At 43.9% G+C, this 21263-nt stretch carries 24 protein-coding genes; 23 read left to right on the top strand and 1 reads right to left on the bottom strand.

The features are described from left to right. Positions 1 to 8 precede the first annotated feature (8 nt). The 3 genes from VIM91_RS04670 to pilV are packed head-to-tail and all read left to right on the top strand — an operon-like array spanning position 9 to position 2651. Positions 9 to 941 carry an ATPase, T2SS/T4P/T4SS family gene (locus tag VIM91_RS04670; protein WP_331863654.1) on the top strand — a complete coding sequence of 311 codons (933 nt, stop codon included), beginning with the start codon at positions 9 to 11 and terminating at the stop codon, positions 939 to 941. Positions 942 to 945: 4 nt separating this feature from the next. Then, entirely contained in the window at positions 946 to 1389 is a 444-nt protein-coding gene (gene pilM, locus VIM91_RS04665; protein WP_331863653.1) for a type IV pilus biogenesis protein PilM, read from the top strand. Between the two features lie 2 nt (positions 1390 to 1391). Beyond that, entirely contained in the window at positions 1392 to 2651 is a 1260-nt protein-coding gene (gene pilV / locus VIM91_RS04660) for a shufflon system plasmid conjugative transfer pilus tip adhesin PilV (RefSeq protein WP_331863652.1), read from the top strand. 1329 nt (positions 2652 to 3980) lie between these two features. Here the strand turns inward: pilV and VIM91_RS04655 are convergent. Then, positions 3981 to 4913, bottom strand: a complete 933-nt coding sequence (locus VIM91_RS04655) for a site-specific integrase (RefSeq protein ID WP_331863651.1) — start codon at positions 4911 to 4913, stop codon at positions 3981 to 3983. A 268-nt stretch (positions 4914 to 5181) separates the two neighbouring features. Here VIM91_RS04655 and VIM91_RS04650 point away from each other — a divergent pair, with 268 nt between their 5' ends. From VIM91_RS04650 to VIM91_RS04555, 20 genes are all read left to right on the top strand, one after another. Further along, on the top strand, positions 5182 to 6198 hold the full coding sequence (locus VIM91_RS04650) for a TIGR03756 family integrating conjugative element protein (protein ID WP_331863650.1): 1017 nt from the start codon (positions 5182 to 5184) through the stop codon (positions 6196 to 6198). Positions 6199 to 6289: 91 nt separating this feature from the next. Then, positions 6290 to 7129: a hypothetical protein gene (locus VIM91_RS04645; RefSeq protein ID WP_331863649.1), complete on the top strand. Its 840-nt coding sequence runs from the start codon at positions 6290 to 6292 to the stop codon at positions 7127 to 7129. Position 7130: 1 nt separating this feature from the next. Beyond that, positions 7131 to 7859 carry a hypothetical protein gene (locus VIM91_RS04640; protein ID WP_331863648.1) on the top strand — a complete coding sequence of 243 codons (729 nt, stop codon included), beginning with the start codon at positions 7131 to 7133 and terminating at the stop codon, positions 7857 to 7859. Continuing rightward, the gene (locus VIM91_RS04635; RefSeq protein WP_331863647.1) at positions 7843 to 8343 is read left to right on the top strand and encodes a hypothetical protein; all 501 of its coding nucleotides are present in this window, start codon (positions 7843 to 7845) and stop codon (positions 8341 to 8343) included. The genes VIM91_RS04640 and VIM91_RS04635 overlap by 17 nt, the downstream gene beginning before the upstream one ends. After that, positions 8340 to 8786 carry a hypothetical protein gene (locus VIM91_RS04630; protein ID WP_331863646.1) on the top strand — a complete coding sequence of 149 codons (447 nt, stop codon included), beginning with the start codon at positions 8340 to 8342 and terminating at the stop codon, positions 8784 to 8786. Before VIM91_RS04635 ends, VIM91_RS04630 begins: the two co-directional genes overlap by 4 nt. Beyond that, positions 8786 to 9316 carry a PFL_4695 family integrating conjugative element protein gene (locus tag VIM91_RS04625; protein ID WP_331863645.1) on the top strand — a complete coding sequence of 177 codons (531 nt, stop codon included), beginning with the start codon at positions 8786 to 8788 and terminating at the stop codon, positions 9314 to 9316. Before VIM91_RS04630 ends, VIM91_RS04625 begins: the two co-directional genes overlap by 1 nt. Then, positions 9316 to 11424, top strand: coding sequence for a type IV conjugative transfer system coupling protein TraD (gene traD / locus VIM91_RS04620; RefSeq protein WP_331863644.1), 2109 nt, complete (start codon positions 9316 to 9318; stop codon positions 11422 to 11424). Before VIM91_RS04625 ends, traD begins: the two co-directional genes overlap by 1 nt. Then, a complete protein-coding gene (locus VIM91_RS04615) occupies positions 11425 to 12102 on the top strand; it encodes a TIGR03747 family integrating conjugative element membrane protein (protein ID WP_331863643.1) in 678 nt (225 codons plus the stop codon). Positions 12103 to 12110: 8 nt separating this feature from the next. Further along, positions 12111 to 12881, top strand: coding sequence for an EAL domain-containing protein (locus VIM91_RS04610; RefSeq protein WP_331863642.1), 771 nt, complete (start codon positions 12111 to 12113; stop codon positions 12879 to 12881). Between the two features lie 96 nt (positions 12882 to 12977). Continuing rightward, a complete protein-coding gene (locus tag VIM91_RS04605) occupies positions 12978 to 13415 on the top strand; it encodes an RAQPRD family integrative conjugative element protein (protein ID WP_331863641.1) in 438 nt (145 codons plus the stop codon). Beyond that, positions 13412 to 13648 (top strand): hypothetical protein, encoded by a 237-nt coding sequence (locus VIM91_RS04600; protein WP_331863640.1) that lies wholly within the window; start codon positions 13412 to 13414, stop codon positions 13646 to 13648. The genes VIM91_RS04605 and VIM91_RS04600 overlap by 4 nt, the downstream gene beginning before the upstream one ends. 102 nt (positions 13649 to 13750) lie before the next feature. Next, positions 13751 to 14062 carry a hypothetical protein gene (locus tag VIM91_RS04595; RefSeq protein WP_331863639.1) on the top strand — a complete coding sequence of 104 codons (312 nt, stop codon included), beginning with the start codon at positions 13751 to 13753 and terminating at the stop codon, positions 14060 to 14062. Next, on the top strand, positions 14062 to 14421 hold the full coding sequence (locus VIM91_RS04590; RefSeq protein ID WP_331863638.1) for a DUF3487 family protein: 360 nt from the start codon (positions 14062 to 14064) through the stop codon (positions 14419 to 14421). The genes VIM91_RS04595 and VIM91_RS04590 overlap by 1 nt, the downstream gene beginning before the upstream one ends. Continuing rightward, the gene (locus VIM91_RS04585) at positions 14418 to 15095 is read left to right on the top strand and encodes a DUF2895 family protein (RefSeq protein WP_331863637.1); all 678 of its coding nucleotides are present in this window, start codon (positions 14418 to 14420) and stop codon (positions 15093 to 15095) included. Before VIM91_RS04590 ends, VIM91_RS04585 begins: the two co-directional genes overlap by 4 nt. Next, a complete protein-coding gene (locus VIM91_RS04580; RefSeq protein WP_331863636.1) occupies positions 15092 to 15895 on the top strand; it encodes a DUF3438 family protein in 804 nt (267 codons plus the stop codon). The genes VIM91_RS04585 and VIM91_RS04580 overlap by 4 nt, the downstream gene beginning before the upstream one ends. After that, positions 15892 to 17256, top strand: a complete 1365-nt coding sequence (locus VIM91_RS04575; protein WP_331863635.1) for a TIGR03752 family integrating conjugative element protein — start codon at positions 15892 to 15894, stop codon at positions 17254 to 17256. Before VIM91_RS04580 ends, VIM91_RS04575 begins: the two co-directional genes overlap by 4 nt. Then, positions 17216 to 17596 (top strand): TIGR03751 family conjugal transfer lipoprotein, encoded by a 381-nt coding sequence (locus VIM91_RS04570; protein WP_331863634.1) that lies wholly within the window; start codon positions 17216 to 17218, stop codon positions 17594 to 17596. The genes VIM91_RS04575 and VIM91_RS04570 overlap by 41 nt, the downstream gene beginning before the upstream one ends. Next, the gene (locus VIM91_RS04565; RefSeq protein ID WP_331863633.1) at positions 17596 to 20490 is read left to right on the top strand and encodes a conjugative transfer ATPase; all 2895 of its coding nucleotides are present in this window, start codon (positions 17596 to 17598) and stop codon (positions 20488 to 20490) included. Before VIM91_RS04570 ends, VIM91_RS04565 begins: the two co-directional genes overlap by 1 nt. Then, positions 20487 to 20891, top strand: coding sequence for a TIGR03757 family integrating conjugative element protein (locus VIM91_RS04560; protein ID WP_331863632.1), 405 nt, complete (start codon positions 20487 to 20489; stop codon positions 20889 to 20891). Before VIM91_RS04565 ends, VIM91_RS04560 begins: the two co-directional genes overlap by 4 nt. A 107-nt stretch (positions 20892 to 20998) precedes the next feature. Then, the gene (locus tag VIM91_RS04555) at positions 20999 to 21199 is read left to right on the top strand and encodes a YqaE/Pmp3 family membrane protein (RefSeq protein ID WP_414719602.1); all 201 of its coding nucleotides are present in this window, start codon (positions 20999 to 21001) and stop codon (positions 21197 to 21199) included. The last annotated feature ends 64 nt before the right edge of the window (positions 21200 to 21263 follow it).

The following is a 21263-nucleotide window of genomic DNA, read 5'->3' as shown; positions in this document are numbered from 1 at the left end:
ATAAAAGTATGAGTTTGGATGAATTGGACTTTAGTGATCTTTATTTAGGAAAGGATCGGGCTCATATTCGTGGCCCGAAACTTTCCCCCAATCCTAAGGATATTGATTTTAAGCTGGTCTCTGGGTTGAGGGAGCAATGTGATAAAGCATTTGCGTCTAAAACAACTCATGGAACAGACTTTAATGTTACACATGATAAAACCACTTATCGTGGCTCACTCTTAAACTCGGTTTCGGGGGACTTTTATGTTTTACGAAGACAGCCAAAGGAAGTAAAGCGGGTATCCGATTTGATTCCAGCTAAGGCTTACACTGATCGCTTATTAGCCCCTGAACTTAAAGGACTCATCCTAATAGCTGGAGAGTTTGGGCATGGTAAGACTTGGACAGCCGCCGGAATCGTCGTTGAGCGTTTAGAAAAGTATGGTGGTGTCGCCGCCGCTTTTGAAGACCCACCTGAGTTGCCTTTACAAGGTAAGCACGGCGATGGCATATGCTTTCAGTCTCATGTCGACAAAGGTGGATTCGGAGCCGCTATTCATTCCGCTGCGAGATGGGCTCCTGATATTTTGTATTTTTCTGAGTTACGGGATGCAGACTCGGCCAATGAGGCTCTTAAATCATCCTTAAACGGGAAATTAGCTATTTGCACAATGCACGGTAACTCCCCTATTTCGGCCATTGAACGGCTATTTAATCTTGCAACTTCCGGAAACGCTGGAGGCACAAGCCAAACTGATGTGGCAAGCTTAATAGCGAATGGTTTAGCCATTGTGATTCACCAGAAACTGGAGCGAGATGGTGATCATGTCACGCCAAAAATCCAATGGCTATCGGTTAATAGCCACCCGTCCGTTAAATCTGTCATCAAAGATCGTAAATGGAGCAACCTGCAACAAGAAATCAACCAACAACATAACGAAATTCGGTTTAGAGGTTAATAAGATGTGGCCGGTCGTGTTTTTATCTATGGTTGCAACCGTGACAACTATTTATGTTTTAGAGGTCGAAGCAGATCGGCAACAACTGATTAACCTCTCGACCACTCAAACTGATGTCTTGTCGTTGATGGCTTACAGAGAGGCCGCGATTAAGTATCTCAATGCCAACCCTTCAGCGACCGGGTCGGTTTCGGATGCCGGATTAGCCCCCTATTTTCCTCACGGGTATGTTAATCCAGGTCACTGGAATAATACGATTAGTGCAGGACGGTTATACGTTTACACATCTAAAAAAATTGACACAAATCTTTTAAGAGAAAAATTCTACCGCTCACTTATGGTTGGCCGGAAACAAAGCGGACTACTCGTTTCACTTAGTGGTCAAGCAACCTCAATTACTATTCCAGCCGTTGTACCAAGCAACGCTATTGTTATCGTGGGATCATAAACATGAAGCATAAGACCATTAATAAGCAGAAAGGCTTTACATTAATCGAGTTAATGGTGGTTATCGTCATTATCGGTGTATTGTCTGCCTATGCAGCTTCTTATCAGAAGCGCGACATTGAGAAACAAGTAAGCAGCATTGCTGCCGAGCATTTATCAAAGATTGCAAAAGCCAGTAATGCGTATATTCGGGATAACTATTCGGCAATTATGTCACTTGCGACAAGTACGCAACCTGCCATCATTCGAGTGTCCGACTTAATTTCTCAAAACTACCTACCGCCAGGTACATCAACAAATAATGCATATCAGCAATCGACCTGTGCACTGGTGCTTCAGCCAAGCCCTGGTCAGTTGACTGGCATGGTGGTCACGGAAGGCGGTAAAGCATTGGATGATTTCACTTTATCCAGCATGGTTACAAAAGTCGGCGCTGCCGGTGGTGGCATCTATACCGACACACCGGCGGCGATTATTGGTTCACGCGGTGGTTGGTCGGTGAGCCATGCTAATTACAGCAATGCCAATCATTTGGGACAGGACTGTTCTGGCAATGCTGGGACAGTAGATATGGATGTTGGTCATGCTCACGTAGCTTTGTGGTTTGAAAATAACGATTTGACGGCTGGCTTTCTCTATAGGGAAGAAATACCTGGCCGACCTGAGCTAAACCGCATGGCCACAAATTTAGATATGGCCGGTAATGAGTTAACCGGCGCATCAAAAGTTGAAGCAACAGACTCATTTGATATGAACGGAACTAGCGTTATTGATAGTTCGCGCAACTTAGTCAATATTGACTCAATTTTTGCGTCAGGGAATGTTGAAGTAACAGGCAAACTTGAAGCCAATACAATTAAGCCTACTTTGGTTGTATCCGCTGGAAGTGCATGTAGTGAAAACTCAGCAATAGCAACGGATGCAAGTGGGCAGCTACTTTCTTGCCAATCCGGTAGTTGGCAAACTGCTGGAGACAAGGTGGATAAACCAGCTATAGTTGAGGGGCTGATTGGGCCTAGTGGTACCATCCTATCTTGTCACATGGGGTATAGTCGATACGTTGACCTCCTAAATTCCGGCGGAGTGATGTACCACAGACTTCGGGGTTATTACACCTCTAGCTGGGCAAGATTGGGTACCCCTACAGGCTTTAATGATTCCTACATGGACTATACCAGCCGGACGAAAAGCCCATTTATTGCCGAGATGTCTGCGTGTGACTGGGATGGTTGTAGTTATTCTTACTGTAATCTTGCAAAATAATGCTTTAGAAAATTGGCTTTGGCCGCTTTTCTGTTTTAGCGCCTTGCCAATCCAGTAGTTGGAGCGCGGTCGGTGGAAATCCATCGGGTACACCGATTCTTTTACAACTTAGTTCATTTCAAAATGGAGGTATAAACTGGCAAACAGCAGTGAATTACTGCCGTTCGCAAGGCAATGGTTGGCGTTTACCATCTATTTCTGAAATAGTGGATATACGCAACCTGACAGGATGGAGATCATCTGCGAGATTTTGGTCGTCTACGCGTGTTGACAATGCGACAGCGTATAGACTACAGCCCTCTACTGGAATTGTTACCATTGACGATATGGCAATCGACATAGGAAATAGCTACTACACCAGTTATGCGCGTTGTGTCCGCAGTGTCATTCAATGATTAAGCGCCTTGCCAAGGCGGTAGCTGGGAGAATACACCTGATACTTATGCTAGAAAGCTTGCTTTAAACCCATCATTAATTTATGAAGGCGTTAGTCTTTCATGTAATGCAACGGCCGCGCTATCTCAACCGCGTGGTTATGTTCGGTTTTACAATGGCTGGGTTCAAGGCATGTCTAGATTTTATAGGTCTGGTGTTTTAAAGGATAGTACCGGATGGATCAACCTTTATCCAGGTACCACAACTTTAACAACTAGCTATGATGGGTACACAGGTAGAGCTATTATAAGTTTTGGACTTGGAGGCAGGTTGACATTGAGAGTTGATAGGAGCGGCAGTTATGTTTGCACTACTTATTATGATCCACCATCGATTTGATTATAGGATCAGCCTTTTGATTTATTTTAAAATCCATCCAAATAAAGGCACGGAGTCAAGGTACTGGACTCCTATATAACGCGCTATACTTGAAGATGTGCCCTGTATTTGAGGTCGTTCTCCCCATAGGTGTGGTCTACATGAATTTGTCCCGGCATACCATGTGCCGGATACATAATCACCATGATTTAAAGTAAAGTTGATAGCTCCAGACTGCCCGTTATCATGGATCTGGGGAGATGTGTATATGAGGCTACCATTTCGGTAAAGCCTTAAATACACTGAACCCGACGGATCACAGCTTCCTGTTGCCCAAGCAAACCGAAGATAAAGCGTGCCAATGTTTTCCCCCGTGTAATTTAATGCAGTGCCTTGTGCTCCGAATGTAAAGCTTCGCCATGAATTGTTGTTGATGTCCTCAGTTGAGATCGTCATCAAATTATTCGTGGCATAGTATGTTAATGGATTTTTATAACTAATCCCTCCTGCAACCCCTTGCCAACTACCGGATTGGCAAGGTAATCTTACGACCCTTTCAAGAGTACGGTCGCATGATTATTTTAGCGGATCAATTAAGATAACTTCGCCGGGCGCTTTATCTAAAAACTGGTCGGGTTGTGGGGGCTTTTCTCCATCCTTAATTCTGGCAATAATACACTTTAACGCTATGGCGCGTGCTGACTCTATCGCACCAGGCCTGGTTGTATGCAGTACCGAAAACTTTAAATCTGGAACTAGAATTTTAAACTGATTATCGACTTGTCGGATAATAGCTGGGTAAGCGTTAATATTATCGAGTATAAATCGTCGACCTTTGTTTTTATTGCCATCTAATTTTTTGACTAGCTTTTGGGCTTTGAGGTGCGTGTAGCGTTTAAGCATTCCCAGTGATTTATGACCAGATATCGCCGCGACTTCCATCATGTCTAAACTGGATTTCTCAAAAAGCCGAGATATGGCCTCATGTCGTAAATCATGAAACTTCAAATCTTCAATCTTTAGGCGCTTGATCATTGCTCGCCAAGATGATTTAAAACCTGCGCTGGTATAACTGAAAACTTGTCCATTCGTTTTTATCGGGGTTTTTAAAATGGCCTCTTTTGCTCTGGCGGAAAGTGGAATATCTCTGGCTGTGCCATTTTTTGTTTGAGGAAGGTGGGCAACTCTTGATGTTAAATTGATATGTTCCCATCTAAGGTTCAGTATCTCGCCCTGTCGCATAGCCGTTTCAATCGCAATGACAACAATCGAATACATCTCTTCACTTTGGTGAATCGCGCATTCGCGCAATATTCTGGCCTCTTCTCTCGGTGTAAGTCTCCTGGTTCGTCCAGGAGAAGATTTTGGCTTTCTAACATTGCTTACGGGGTTATCTGAAGATATGCCCCACTCTATACGGGCTATCTCATAAAAATTTTGAAGCAACCCCATCTCTAGACGAACGGTGGCCGGTGATATGGGGTTGCCACACTTCTTTTTTGATTGCAAACGTTGGTCTCGGTAGTTGGCAATATGGTGGGATTGGATCTCTCGCACTTTCATTGACCCTAAAAATGAGTTGGTTAAAAGTTGAATGCGGTAACGTTCTTGTTCATACCCTTTCTTTAAAATGGATACAGTTTTGAGGTACCGGCTCAAACCGGTTTTCAGCATAGGATTTTTCATAAATTTTAAAAAAGCTTTTTTATCTTTTGTAATTCAGGCTCTGGAAGTTCACCTATGGCAACCTAATATCAGGTTAAAAAGGCATGGTGATATGAAAACTAAATTTCTTACAATCGCGGCTTTAGCATGGTTGATTCCAAGTACCTTATCCGCTAAAGAATTCAACAGCGCTGACTTACTTGAAAAGGCCGCTAAGGCAGACTGTATTGACTACTGTGTGGTGGGAATGTGCCACTTTGTAACATGCACACCTTTTGGCTGTTCATATGAAACTAAGCCCAGAATTAGACACTACTTGCCTGATCTGGTTGTCACGGTATCGGATGAAGCAAAGAAAAATCCTTGGACAGAATATCGAGAGGTTATGTCCAATGCAGAATCAGCCGTAACAGAAGGTGTGCTAGGTGAGCTGGCAGGCGCAAAGATTGGTGGAGGCAGCATTATTTCTCCCAACTTGTTAGCCAACTCTAACACGCGCTTTAAGGAAGCTTCTGTGGTGGGTCATCCATTAGCCGTTGCTACTAGACAGGGGTTTTCAGGCGGTTTTTTATGTCCATCTAATGCAGAACCATATAAGCCTTATTTCTCATCTGTGTTTGATTATCTAGCCTGGCGCTGGGGCTTGCCGGATAACTTAACCGTCCAGTCCTGGGTGCCTGGTATGCGTGAGATAGGATCGATGTCTACTTCCAATCCTATCGGTAATAGCTGGGGCGCGGTTTATCCAAGACAGGGCATGGTTGTACAGCAAGATGATGTCATTGCTTCAGCTGTTATTGCCCAGCGAGCTGTAGATATTGTAACTAACACTGGCCAACCTCATGTATATCTGCCTTTTGATAGTAATGATGAATTTATGAGTGGGCAAAACGGTAAAGTTAAAACCAGTGGTAAAGCGAATGAAAGAAAAGATCGCTGGCAACAAATATCACCCAAAACCGACAGTACTTGTCAGCCATTTGGTAATAACAATCTTACCTGGAGTGCCGGTAGAGATGACGGCGAACGACGCTATGGTTGGGCCTATTGGAGACAATACGAATGCTGCACACCAGGTAAGGGGCAATATCTTGGCAGCACTCCAACACCCGAATTCTGTCTGAACTAATTACAAAAAACAAAGTTTGATTTTTCTAATCAAGGCCTATCCTTCGTGTTTTTGTAATAGTAATCCTCAAGCTAATTTGAGGATTACGACTATGTCAGACAATAAACCTGGCCTTCCAGACTTTGAGGAAGACACTCAATCAATCATTGATGAATATGAAGAGGATGAGCCTAAAAAAAACAAAAAACCATTTGTCATTTTCCTGGTTGTTTTTGTCATCGCCCTAGTTCTCGGTCTATCAATTGGTTTGTTTAAAATCGTTTCTGCTGAGCTGGAAAGTGACATCCCTGAAATTCAAGATGAAGATCGGGTAGATCCTGTTCAAATAGCGTCAATAAGACCCGCCCCTCTAATGCCCATTGATAGCCCTGTCGACAATGGTAAGGATGAGACGAAGCGTGCAACGATTGAAGTTGATCCAGCCACTCCAGTCCCAAATTCCACTGACACAAACCTAGATACAGTCGTGCCATCATTTGAAAATGGTGGTGTTGACTTTACCAGTATTGAAGAAAAGCTTGATCAAGTCTCAAACCAGATGGCAAATGTGGTGCAACGGATAGATGACATTGAAAGTGCTCAGCAATCTTTCCAGTCGCAAAATAGAACGGATCAAGCCGCATTAAAAGAAATAAATACACAGATCAACCGATTGAGTCGCGAACTAAGCAACCTATCTAAAGTAAAGCAAGAAGAGATAAAAAGTAAACCAACGCAACGATCCCAGCAACCGGAACCACCTGCACCCATGTCATTTGCGATTTGGAACGGGCGTGATGCGGTGATGGTTGAATACCCTATCGGAAAGATCCGTCTCTTATATAAATCGGACACTGTTGGCAGCTGGCGTGTAATTGATCTCAAGTCCAATAGTGTTACCTATCAATCCACCATCGACCAACATAAACGCACACTAAAGCTGGGAGAGTAATATGAAAAAGGCATTACTAATTATCGTTTCTACACTTTTTTTTGCTGGCAATGGGTGGACACAAACCACCCAAGAGCAAAAAACTGAAACCACGTCGACCAGCAAACAAGCCACTCAGTTGGATCAGTTTAATCAAGCTTTTTGGGGGCTGAATCAGACTGAATGGGATCGGTATCAAAAGGTCAAACCGATAGCTAAGTTACTCGGACAAGCCGAAACAACTCCTGTCGAAGTGCTTGGAATTTTTGCTGAAACCGAAGCAGAACGTAAGCGTTATGCGCAGGCATATGTAAAAAAAATGGATGCGTATGTTTCGAATTTGCAGCAGTTCCAGCGTGTAGCTAGTCAAATTCAATCTCAATACTACACAGATATCCCAATGATTGACCCTGACAAAATTAATGAGCTCCGAAATGCGCCTATTCGCTCAAATGACCGCATTCAATATTTCACGCGACTTGATTGCTCAAGTTGTGACCTGATTTTGCTGAAACTTGTTCGTCAAGTTCGGATGTACGGCGCAAAACTGGATGTATTTTTTGAAGCGGCGACGGATGAACAAATCCAGCAATACGCTTTGGATAAGAAGTTGCCAGCTGAGTTAGTAGCTGATGGCCAAATAACGCTGAATACTGACAATGGCTTTATCGTCAAGCACAAGATTAAAACACCTAGATCTTATATCTCCAAATCAGGAGGCGAGCTGACGCACCATGATCCGGATTTATAGTGTCATTTTACTGCTTTTAATATTTGCCAAGCCTGGTCATGCCTCTTCATCAATTTTTGATGAGGTTGGTCACGCAATGGGGATCAACCCCATTGTGCTGTGGGGTATTGCTTTGCAAGAGTCCACCAGGCCTGGTCATGGCCCGTGGCCATGGACGGCAAATATTAATGGTAAAAGTCGTTATTACCCTTCAAAAGCGGATGCCATTGCAGACATTAAAGCCTCTATTGATCGCGGTCATACGGTTGATGTTGGATTAATGCAGGTCAACTGGAATTGGCATTCGCACGAATTTCTGAGCCTGGAGCATGCGCTTGATCCCAAAGCGAATCTGATCGTGGCCACAAAAATACTGTCACGTTATGCGCACCACCCTACTGCCGACGCTATAGGTAAATATCACTGTCCTAACTGGTCTCAAGATTGGTGTAAGCGTCGAGCTATTAATTATTCAAATCAAGTACTGATGAGGTTAAGCCAATGAACGAATTGATTACGCCAGAATGTATAAGCTTGTCGGATAACGCCTACCACGACTATATGCACAACGTGCAGCGTGTCATTAATGATTTCAGTCACCAGGCCTGGTCTCGCGACGACATGGAGTTGTGTCGAGAAACTTTTTCTGTTTGTCCACATACACGAGATTTAACCATCCGAGTTTTCAACGCCAAAGACAAGCCCATTCTTGAGCATGTGGTGTCACTCGATGATTATCAAATCAAACCACCTCTCAAAAACTGTGTGGAATGCGGTCTATATCAATCCATAGGGGCGATGAACGCACGATTAGGTAATAAGCTGCCACATTGTCCAAAAGGGTGTCATGAGTGCCATGTTCGCTTTGAAAGGTTGCGACAAGATTTAAATGAGCAGTCACGCCAATTTAAAAAAGTTAAACCTAAGTATTATCGTCGAGTCTGCTAATGAAACGGTCCTTAATTCTATTCTTAGTCATGTTGGCCAACGGCTATGTGCAAGCAAAAAGCTTTGCCCCCGTGCCTGTTTGGGAGGTACTGGGTCAGACGGTACCGTATCAATCAGATTTGCCAGACGAAGTGCGTTTATGGCCAGAAGATGTTGACCCACCCAAACAATCCATAAAGCCCATTACTTTTGATGAAATGGTGTCCCAAAATTTACCGATCGATATCGGGATAAAGAACCAGCGGTTTGAGCGTTACCAAGACCAAAGGGCGGATAGGTTTGTCACACCTATCTGTATCGTCGGCTATGACAGATTAAGTCTTAAGTGGTTAGCTGAGCATGCCACAGCTTTATCACAGCACGGCGCAGTATGTTTGATTGCAAAAGCAAATAGTATGCAGGAGGTTAAAGCGATTCAACGATCCGCACCCGGAGTGATTATTCAGCCGGTGTCGGCTCAACAAATTGCCAGTCAGCTGAATATTCAATCCTTTCCGGCACTGATATTTAATGGTTGGGTGGCACAGTAATGTTTTTTGGTAAGTCTGAATATCAAGTAGAAGCGCTGCTAAGACCACCGGTCGAGTTTCAGTCTGCGCTAGCTGCATGGTCACTCGCATTATTAGCCTATATGGCACCCTCACTTATCATGATGACCGAGTCGGTGGCTTATGTCACAACCCTGCTGTTAATTTATTTAGGGTTTAGACGATTTAGACAAGGTTGGGCTGTTTGGACATATCACCGTTATTTAGTGCGTCTGCCCTACTATGGTTTAAAGCCTAATCAGATTCCGGTAAGCAAGCGCACCTTGTTTATCGGTATGGGGTTTCGCTGGAATCAGCGACACACCCAACGACTTTTAGATACTTTAGAGCCAAAGAACGAGAAATACATCACACCTGGATGGGCCTTTAGGCAAGCTCGAAAGTTAGAGAACTTTTTTGATCGATTCAAAGCCTTTGCTTTTGTTGTGACCTTGCTTTCATCCAGCTCACGTTGGAATCCGGTTGCGCCCTTGCCGCCGGTTGGAGGCAATCCGGCGATTCATGCAGTAGGCATGCCAGAGGGTGAGGAAGCGATTCGCTTGCCACTTGGTGAACGTGTTGGCCACACACTTGTACTGGGTACCACGCGGGTTGGCAAAACGCGCCTTGCTGAAATTCTCATCACTCAAGATATTCGTCGTGGTGATGTCACCATCGTATTTGATCCCAAAGGTGACGGCGATGTCATGTTACGGTGTGAAAACGAAGCGAAACGTGCCGGACGCCCGTTCTATTGCTTCCACCTCGGCTATCCAGAAATTAGCGCGCGTTATAACGGTATTGGCAGTTTTAGTAAAATTACTGAACCTGCCGGACGCTTAACCGATGCCCTGCCTTCTGAGGGAAATAGCGCCGCGTTTAAAGAGTTCGGCTGGCGCTTTGCCAATATCATTGTCCAAGCCGATGTCGCCCTGGGCAACCGGCCCCACTATCAACGCCTACGTCGTTACATTAACAACGTTGAACCTTTGTTGTTAGAGTACGGTCGTAAGATTCTGTCGCTCAAAGGCCCGGAGGGCTGGGAGAAGATCCAACAACAAATTCAACGTGGGTTGGATCCTAAAACCCTGCCTTTCGCGCTCAAAGACCGGAATATGGAAGCCATTTCTCTATTAAGACTGGTCGAGCAATTGGATTTTTACGATCCGGTGCTCGATGGTTTACTGTCTGCTTTTAAGTATGATCGATCATATTTCGATAAGATCGTTTCATCTTTAGGGCCGTTGCTTGAAAAGCTCACAACTGGTCGTGTTGCCGAACTGATCGCTCCTGATTATTCCGACCTTACCGATAAACGCCCTATTTTTGATTGGATGTCGGTCATTCGCCAGAAAGCCGTCGTTTATGTCGGTCTAGATGCCCTGTCTGATTCCACAATCGCATCTGCGATCGGCGCATCGATGTTTGCCGATTTAACCTCCGTATCAGGCTTTATTTATAAACACGGGATCAACTTTGGTTTGCCTGGTCTTAAGAAAGCGCCTGAGCCTCGCAAAATCTCAATTCATGCCGATGAGTTTAATGAATTGGTCGGTGATCAATTTATTCCGATGGTGAACAAGGCCGGTGGCTCGGGCTTCCAAATCACTGCCTATACTCAGACGATATCAGATATTGAAGCTAGGATTGGATCTAAGGCTAAGTCTGGCCAGATCCAAGGTAACTTTAACAACCTGGTCATGCTGCGCGTTAAAGAACCGGAAACCGCTGAAGTATTGACCAATCAGTTACCTAAGGTTCGCGTCAACGAACTGATGCAAGTGTCCGGTGCCAATGACTCTTCTGATCCAGATTCCGGTGTCGACTTTACATCCAAAAATGAAGACCGCCTATCCAAGCGTGATGTCGACATGATCGGTGTGCATGACATTATCAAGCTACCGAAAGGCCAGGCGTTTGCCTTGATCGAAGGTGGGCAGCTTTATAAGGTGCGCATGCCGATGCCAGAGAAAGAAACCGATAAGCGCATTAAAACGGATTTTGGTGCGGTATATAAGGACATGAAGAAGCGTTATGCCACCGGCGAGAATTTGTTTGTCAAAGATAACCATTGGCTTGATTTAATGGATCAAATGCAGGAGGCGGCATAGATGGCGTCTCGTGAGAACCAAGATGTTAATAAAAAGAAACAAGGTTTGGCAACAAAAAGCATTGGGTTTGCAGTCGGGCTCGTTGGTGCTTACTTTGGATCGCTTTTTATGGCCATCGTAATTGAATGGTCTGGTATTTATTTTGAATGGTGGACTCAGCCCGGCGCTGAACACGCCAGGCTAGCGGTGGAGCGCGAGCTAAATTGGCTCAATGATGACTTTAAAGAAATGATGACTCCGCCGGTCGAAATTGCATTACTTCTGACTAAAATCTCTTACGAATATGCAATACAAGCAACTGGCTTAGAGTGGTTGATCACCAAACTGCAAGGGACAGCTATATACCCTTATGCTTTAGCTACGGCCTATACAATCGAGCTTAACGCTGTTCGTTTGGCCGTTATAGTGATGTCTATGCCAGCACTAATTCTGCTGGGCATGTACGCAATGATTGATGGATTAGTTGAGCGTGATCTGCGAACCTGGGGCGGTGGTCACGAAACCTCTTATGTTTATCACCACGCTAAAAAGTTTATTCTTCCGATGATTTTTCTGCCGATCATTATATATTTGTCATCGCCCTGGTCTATCCACCCTTCCATTTTTGTATTGGCATTTGCGATTCCGTTTGCCATCTCGATTTGGCTGACCTCCATGTACTTCAAAAAATACTTATGAGCTAGCATATGATCGATACTATACAAAAGCATTTTTATCTAGCTTATCAGCCCATTATTGAGCGATCAGGAAATGTTCGAAAGTTTGAGGTTTTGATTCGTTTTGATGAGCAATTCCCACTCGGGAATAACCCTCAAGAGATCATTGATACAGCCGAAACCGATCCGGCCACCATCGCTGCGATCGACAATATCGTTTTGAGCCAGCTAGTGCATGACCTGAGTCATTGGATGAATCGTGGTTATGGTATTGAAGGATTAAGATTTGCCTTGAACGCCTCCCCTATAACCTTGGCCATTTCTGATCAATACATTTCTCACTTGATGGCGCTGCCAATCATGCTGTCATCGCGCTTAGAAATTGAAGTACTAGAATCTAAAATCCCGCCTGAGCTGGAGCAGCTTTTGAGATCAAATATGCAAATGCTGTCAAACCATGGGTTCCCTCTGTCTCTCGATGATTTTGGAGTTGGATTCGCATGTATGCGTAAGTTGACATTCAACGGTTTCACCAACATCAAACTGGATGGTTCGCTTACGCCGGTTCACCAGTGCAAGCAAACCTATCAGATTGTTCAGTCTGTTGTTGAACTGGCACACAATCTACACAAAACGGTTACGGCAGAAAAAGTTGAAACGCAAGATCAATTTGAAGCCCTATCCTCACTTGGATGCGATTTTTTCCAAGGCTGGTATTTCTCAAAAGCTATTGCTTGCGAAGATTTATCGGCCTATTTACTCTCTCCAATTCGGCATCCCAAAGCCTCCGGTTTCGTCTAAATATTTCAAGAAACAAAGTTTGTTTTTTCTAATTCCATCATGCTCGAATGAGTTTTGGCATGATTGTCCTAACTTAATTATTAGGCGATCCATCCAATGAAAAAACATGTTTTATTCATCATTTTCCCACTACTTTACCTAGTCGGCTGCCAAACCACACCTGAGCAACCGGCTAAGCAAGTGGTGGTCGACGAAAATCAAGTTGAAGAATCAGATCACTCTATTGAACCCATGGTTAAGGAAGTGTCTGGTTCGACTGTTGTTGTAAAGCCCACATACTACAACTACGAGATATCCGATCAGTCCACAGCCGAGCGTAAAGCGTTGCTCGACATACTCGCTCATCTGCAACAACTGGATGGTTTGATTGCGGTAGCAAAAGCAAATCAAAATCCAGATCAACGAATTAAGTTTCGGTATGACTGGTTACAAACTGATATGTACAAAATCACACGAGGGATAAGTGACCACTTATCGTCCCCAGACTCGCAACCGCGAGTTGTTGAACCAATAGATGGAGACTATCGTCGATGAATGACGTAAATATGGATACCTTTGAGGGTTTAGCTGGGTCAGCTGAAATCTGGATGGCCATCATGCTTGGTTTAGCCGTTTCTACTCTATTGGCTCGATCAGCATTCATGCTTTTAGGTCATCTAAAGCTTTTTCAGACCTCCTCTATTGATAGTGGAGATATGGCAATTAGTGTTTTCAAAATCGGCTTACTACTTGTTGGTGGCCTTGTTTATTTCACAATCGTTACGTAATCAACTACTGGAGATTTCATCATGTTATCAATCACGAAAATTCATTGGGTCAGTATCTTATCTATCACATTGCTTTTTGCATTCGCATGGGTACCGGAAGTTATGGCATACGTCCCGCAAAAACCAAACATTGATCTTGGTGAGATTGTTAATGAGGGTGACTCCATTGATAAGACGTTAGGCAACTTAATCGGATATGGCGTCATGTTCGTAGGTCTAATGATTGGTCTTGGAAGTTTGATCGGCATGGGTTATGCGGCCTATAACACAATCATGCGTTTGATCGATGAAAACGATAAGTTTGCAATTAAGGATGCCGTCATTTTAATTTTTATGGTTGCTGTTATCGGTATCGCCGGGGTTGTCATTGCATTTATGGTCTTTGGCCAAGGCATGACTATGCGAGGTGCGTAATGGATGAGCCTGTTTTATTCGCATCCAACCTGGATCAAGAACCTCTCGCCTATAAAGGTGCGACCATGAGTGAAATTATCATGATGCTGAAGGTGGTACCCATATTGGCTTCATTTATTGGATTTGTCCTAGGTTTTCTTTTGGGTGGTTTGAAGGCTGCTGTACTGGGTATGCTGATCTCAATGATTGTTTTAACTATGTTTATGGTTTGGCTATTGGCGTCGATCTTAGTAAATCTCAAACTAGGTAAGCCGGAAGGTTACATTCTGCAATGGTCAGCCATTAAATTAAATCAGTTTTTGGGATTTAAAACTGGCTTTATCAGTCAAATCGCTAACTGGGGCGACATGAGGTTATGAAATTCTTTAGAGACCCTACAGCTAATGACAAGTCACATATCAACACACTTAGATTTGTCATCGCCCTTTTAGCTTTTGCTCTTCTCGGTGTTGTCACTGCGTTAATCATTAGTGCCCAAGAACCTGAAACTCAAAGATTGAGTATCCCACCGGAGATTCGATACGGTGCAAACGTTAAGACTGGTGAAGTTTATCCATGGGAGATATACAACTTTGCCGGAATGGTGAATCAATTGATTAACAACTGGCAAGAGAATGGTGCGGTTGATTATGAAAAGAATTTAGCATCGTATTCGGCCTTATTCACTCGTCGTTATTTGACACAAAAATATAACGATTACAAATCAAAGTTATCGCGTGGGGAGCTTGAACAACGTCTTCGGTCTACCCAGGCTCTTGGACACTGGACAGAAAGCGAGCATTGCGGAGCCTATTCTGAAAATTGCGTTAAGTCGCTTGGATCAGGGCGCTGGCAAGTTTGGCTAGATGTGAGTTTGAAAGAGCATCAAATTACACGTGGAGCCAATTCACTCCCTTATTTAATTAAAGACGAGAAAATCCGGATACCAGTTATCGTCGTTTATGAGAATGACCAACCCCAATACAATCCTTGGGGATTGAAGTTAGATATCGAACTATCCGATAAAATTCAAACACTCGGGGTGAGTCAATGATCCGCCTATTAATTTCCATTCTGTTTTTTATCAGCTCAACTGTATTGGCCGATGAACATATTGAGTATACGGGTGAACCCGTTTCGATTGGTTTAACGATTGGCCAAGAGCGACAAATTGTGTTTGAAGAATCGGTAAAAGCGGGTGTACCGGGAACAATTATCAATGACCTCAAACTATCCTCTATCGGCAATCGTCTGTTTATCGAACCACTGAATGAGTTCTCTAGTCAAAGATTACTGGTCAAGGGCTCTGAAAGCGGAACGACATATGTAATTACAATCCAGACATTTGAGAGTGACTCACTTGATCCTAAGGTAAATATTTATTTACCAAAGCCTGAGGCATCACCCAAACATCGCGACCAAGCCTGGTCGGGTTCAGATATGCCAATCAATAGTTATCCGTTTCTAACACGCTACGCGATGCAGTTTTTGTATGCACCTGAAAGGTTAGTTAAAAGGCATTCGGCGATTCAGCAAATCACTCTACCGGCCAAGCCGGTGATGATTTTTCGTTGCACACCCAGATCGAGTGCGTGCAGGAGTATTAAGGCAACGCCTATGGTCGGTTTTAAAACAGACCGCTTATTTGCCACGGCACTAAAACTTGAAAATATCAGCTCACAAGCAATGGAGATTGATCCTCGTTTAGTGCGGGTACCCAGCCCTAACAACTTGCTGACAGCCAGCACAATGCATGGTCGACTACTACCTAAAGAGGCCGGAACAAAATCACAAACGGTTATGGTGATTATTCACAACCGACCATTTCGGGAACTGATGGGAGGCGCTTGGTGAATAAAAGACGAAATATTCTTGTGACCCTGCTTGTTGTAGCCTTAGTTATCATCGTTTTCATGGTGATTTTTTATGGTGGAAAGGATGAGGTGTCTGTCGCTGAAGGCCCAAAACAAGAAGCACCAAAATTGCCTGAGTCTCACGCTGGGCGAGATACCCAGCGAACTGATGTGAATAAATTGATTGCGGACTTGCAGACAATGACGGATAACATGGAGCAGCTAAACCAAACCATGAGCGTGCTTAAAGCTGAGAATAAAGCCCAAGCTCAAGCGCTTGAACTCATCAAAGATAGCGCCCAAAAAAGAGTAATTGAACGGCTAAATCCGACGGTTGAAACAGCTGAGCCGATTCGGCTTGGCCCTCAAACACCGGGAGAAAATTCAGAACAAACAGAGTCAAAGGTCGAAGGTCTTTTAGGTATCACCCCGCCGCTTAATTTACCTATGCCAAATACTAACCGTAACAAGCCTTCCTCAGCTCCGGCTGATCCAAACCAAATCGTTTGGATTGAGCCTATGGATAATATGGCTAACAATTTTAAAAAAGTTGAGTCACCAGGCGCGTCAAACCAACAGCAACCACCAGGCCTGGTGGATGAAGTCAGTTCAAAAGCTAAAAATGAATTAGGCCTCGAAAGTGGTAAAGATCCGCGCTACACCATTCCTCATGGTTCCGTGATTGAGAGTTCACAGTCGGTTACGGCACTAGTCGGGAAAATACCAATACGTGGACAGGTTCAAGATCCGTGGCAATTTAAGGTTCAAACCGGCCCTAACATCATTATGGCCAATAATCATGAACTCAGTGGGTTGGAAAGAACGATTGTCGAGGGAACAGCAATTGGTAATCTCGCATTAAGGTGTGTTACAGGTCGGGTTGAGGCTATTACGTTTATTTTTAATGATGGCCGTATCGTTACGCATCGAGCACAAGATGCAAAAAAAGGCATGGGTTACATATCCGATAGTTCAGCTAATCCTTGTGTACCTGGTGAACTAATTACCAATGCACCTCAAGTTATTACACAACTTGGTCTGCTTGGTGCCATTGAGGGTGCCGCAACCGCCTATGCAAACCAGCAGACTCAAACCACACGTAACCCTGATGGTTCTACTGGATCTGTCGTTATCGGCGACCATTTTAAAAATCAAATGGGAAATGCGGGAGCCTCTGGCGTGGGGGAAATCCGAAAATGGTTTACCGACCGGATGGATCAATACTTTGATGTGATTTATGTCGAAGCTGGTAAGCAATTAGATATACACATTTCAGAAGAAATAAAAATCGACTACGACGTAATGGGAAGGAAAATACAGTATGAGAGCTCTAACGCTATTGATCGCGGTTATATGGATTAGTGGGTGCAGCACAAGTGCGCCGATGAAAAAAATGCAAACGAATGGTCAATCTACTTCTGAATTAATGCGCGGCCATAGTGGCCTTAATTCTGGAGCTAATTCAAGCAAACCTATACGTCCAGTATTTGATTACAACTACAGTCAATACACTCGAAATTCTATGAGTGAGTTAGATGTTTTGTTCCCCCGCTTGCCTAATCCTACCTTGGTAATGTATGTCTATCCTCATATGAGTCAAGCCGGTGTACCGGTGCCTGGATACTCGACTGCATTTGCATTGTTTGACAAAGTTGAATACGCACTGCCTGGTGAAACCCCATACCTCCAGGAGTCGCGTTAATGAAATGGTTAGATCGACTTTTACGTCTAGGTGAGGATGACAACGTGGCAAATGAGCCACGTATCACGGTTGATGGAAAAACAACAAAACGATGGGATGGAAAGGGACAGCTTCCATTATCTCAAAAAAAATGGGACAACCCGCTATTTACAACCGATGAGCAAGACGCTGAATTTAAAAGCTTAGAATCTTTTGTGGACTTACTGGAGCCTCGGATGGTCATTGATGATCCAGAGGGTAAAGGTGATTTTGTACTGCTAAAAGATCTTAACAGCCTTGGGGTTGGGTTTGAACTCGATCCGATCGTCGCTGACGGTCGATCAGAGAAGTTTATGCAGGATGCATTAGATAAAGTGATCGGCATTCTACGTGATGCCATCCCCTCCGATGCACTATCGCCGTGGATGATGCAAATCACTATGCAAGATGAAGCCTCGATGGATGGCTTTAAAAAAGCCATTGAATCCTATCCGGTTGAAGGCATTAAAAATGCCGAATTTACTAAGGAGTGGATTCGTATCCTCAAGGAGCACATGGACGATGTTGCAGATCCGACCGGGCTATTTGAAGATACGATGGTTTCAGGTGGTATCTGGTTTGCGCGCTGGCGTAAAGTCCGTATTTACCTTTGGCGTCAATTGCCCAATGTTAAAAAAGACACCGGCGCGAATATATCCAGAGTCATCGCTAATCTTACCAAGCGTGCTGAGTCATCGAGTATCAAGATGAGGCGTTTACCGGCTGATGATGTTTATGAATGGTTAAGCCGCTTTTTGGTACCCGCCAGTGAAGACTATTTATCTAAAACAATGGATAAGCAGCTCAACGAACGCCCTTACCCAAAAGATGAAGGCCTCAGAATGATGGGGCTATTTGATGATGGTGCGACCGGCGATCTAGCTAAAATGGCATTGCACGGCACCCGGCCCCAATCTGATGATAGTGGGAACTGGTATTTAACTGGTAAGCCTACACGGTTCATATCGGTTGCCGATCCAAGCAAGGCTCCAACAACCGGGCTTGTATCTGCCGAGCTTGAAAACGGTGATAAACGCTATGCACTTTGGGACAAAATGCCGTTAGGATCAATCTGGTCACAAGTGATTATATTTGAATCCGAAGATACAATTATGAGTGAGATTGATAAGCTTGAATCTCGCACTATGGGTGATTCCGAAAAAGTAAAAGCTAAGCGTGAATATATCAAAGACATTCGCGCCAGAATGGCTCGTGGTGATACGATTTTGAAATCCTTTATGGGTGTGTTTGTACAAGGAAGCGACATTAAGGAGCTAGACAATAATGCCTTAACAGCTACATCCTGGATTAATGCAGCAGGCCTCAATACAATCGATCCTCACATGGACTTATTGGCTCAAGATAGTTTTATTCGAGCCCTCCCCTTCAACTTCAATCATAAGCATGACTTAAGACCCGCTATTCGCCGAGCACGCAAATGGTTCGTAAAACACTTGGCTATGCTTGTACCTTTTTACGGTCGAAGCCGAGGTACCGGTAATCCCGGTTTCCTGTTTTTCAATCGCGGTGGTGAGCCGTTTACATTCGATCCGCTTGTCGATCGTATGAAAAATGCCTTTGCACTAATTTTAGGGCCGACCGGCTCCGGTAAGTCGGCTCTGCTTAACTTTACGATCGCTCAGTACATTGCGTTCCACAATGCTCGTTTTTTTGTCATCGAGAAAGGAAAATCATTTTATTTACTTGGTAAGTTTCTAAAGAAATTTGGCGTAAAAGTACATCAAATAACAGTAACACCTAACAATCCAATATCGCTTAACCCATTCAATGATGCTTATAAATTGCCGGAGGTTGAATCCGAATTATTCGCTGAGGAAGCTTTTGATAATAGACCAACACCAGGGCTGGTGGATCAGATTGCCCACCCTGGAGAATCTGATGACTCAGACATTGAAGAGAGTGACGAAGATGATGGCCAGCGTGATGAGCTCGGTGAGATGTTGGTTGCGGCTATTACAATGATCACTGGTGGTGATGAGGCCGAATTAAAGCTGCTACGCCGGTATGAGCAATATCACATAAGCATGGCGATAATTGATGCCGGTAAACGCACTCGAGAACGCGGCTATACTTTGCCAGAAGATATCGAGGTGTCATTTAGAACAATGGCACAAGATACGGCTAAATATACTGAAAAACACCGTGAACGTTTGAATGAATTTGCCGATGCGATGGCTCAGTTTTGTACTGGCTTTCGCGGCAAGTTTTTCAATGTGCCGGGCGAACAATGGCCTGATGCCGATATTACTATTTTTGATGTGGGCGCGATGGTGTCAGATCAATACAGCGATATGCTCGGTGTGAGCGTGGTTTCCATGCTCAATAAAATCATCTCAATCGCTGAGCGCGACCAGTACACCGGTCGCCCAATTATTACGCTCGCTGATGAGGGGCATTTGACTACCACTAATCCACTTATCGCACCTATCGTGACCAATATGACCAAAATGGCACGTAAGCTAAATTTGTGGTTCTGGTTGGCCACACAAAACTTAAAAGACTTTAAAGACACATCGGCCAAAATGCTCTCCAACTTTGAATGGTGGATCACCATGTCGACCACCCAGGATGAGGTGGATCAGATATCTCGATTTAAGAATCTAACTGACGATCAAAAGGCTCTGCTACTCGCTGCGCGTAAAGAGCCAGGCAAGTACACCGAAGGTGTGGTCATGTCTGACAACCTGCTTTCTTTGTTTCGAAATGTGCCACCGACCATCTCGATGGCCCTGGCTCAAACTGAGGGGCACGAAAAAGTGGCACGCAAGAAAATCATGGATGAGGATGGCGTAACAGAGTTAGAGGCCGCATACAAAATTGCAGCAAAAATGAGATCGTCAAGGAAAGCGTCATGAAGTGGTTAATTGGATTGTTAATGCTTAGCTCAGTCCACCAGGCCTGGTCGGTGGACGTGCGAAAAATTGAATTGTTTTTGAACTCCGATATGTCTGTGCAAAACGAGCGGTTTGCACGGGATATCGAGTTTGAGGTGATCTATTTAGATCAAGTCAAAATGCTAGAAAAAAGCATTAGTCAGCAGCTACCCAAAGATCCGGATAAAGCTCAGCAAGTTGCTAAGCGCCTTATTAATGACAGCGAATTTACGAGTGCTATGGGTGTAGCTTATCAAGGACAACTTAAAGCGTGGCGGTATGGCATTAAGCATTTACCCGCCGCCGTTATTAATGATGGCCAGGGCTTAATTTATGGTTCTAGTGATGTGGCTGAATTGCTTTCCAGGGTTGAACAGCAGTAATTTGATGAACGTTAAGTATTAAGAGCTTAACTAAAATCGTTTAAAATCTGGAATGGACTACATGGTAGAATTTTGATTTTTTAATGATTAGTCCGTAGGGAAACAATATGAGATATTTATTTGCAATAATCTTACCTCCATTGGCCGTATTTTTATGTGGTAAACCAATACAGGGTGTGCTTAATATCTTTTTAACGCTTTTATTCTGGATACCAGGCATGATTCATGCGTTGTTCGTTGTTAATAGTCATCTTGCGGACAAAAGAACTAATCGAATAATTGATGCATTAAAAACCAAGAGTAATTAGCTCTAAATTTCAAGAAACAAACTTTGTTTTTTCTAATCTAGTCCCCTCTTTTTGTTTTTTGTCA

The sequence above is a fragment of the Thiomicrospira sp. genome, from assembly GCF_036568485.1.
Lineage (GTDB): Bacteria > Pseudomonadota > Gammaproteobacteria > Thiomicrospirales > Thiomicrospiraceae > Thiomicrospira.
Note: the sequence above shows the minus strand (reverse complement) of the source record. Positions and strands in the feature narration are given on the sequence as shown.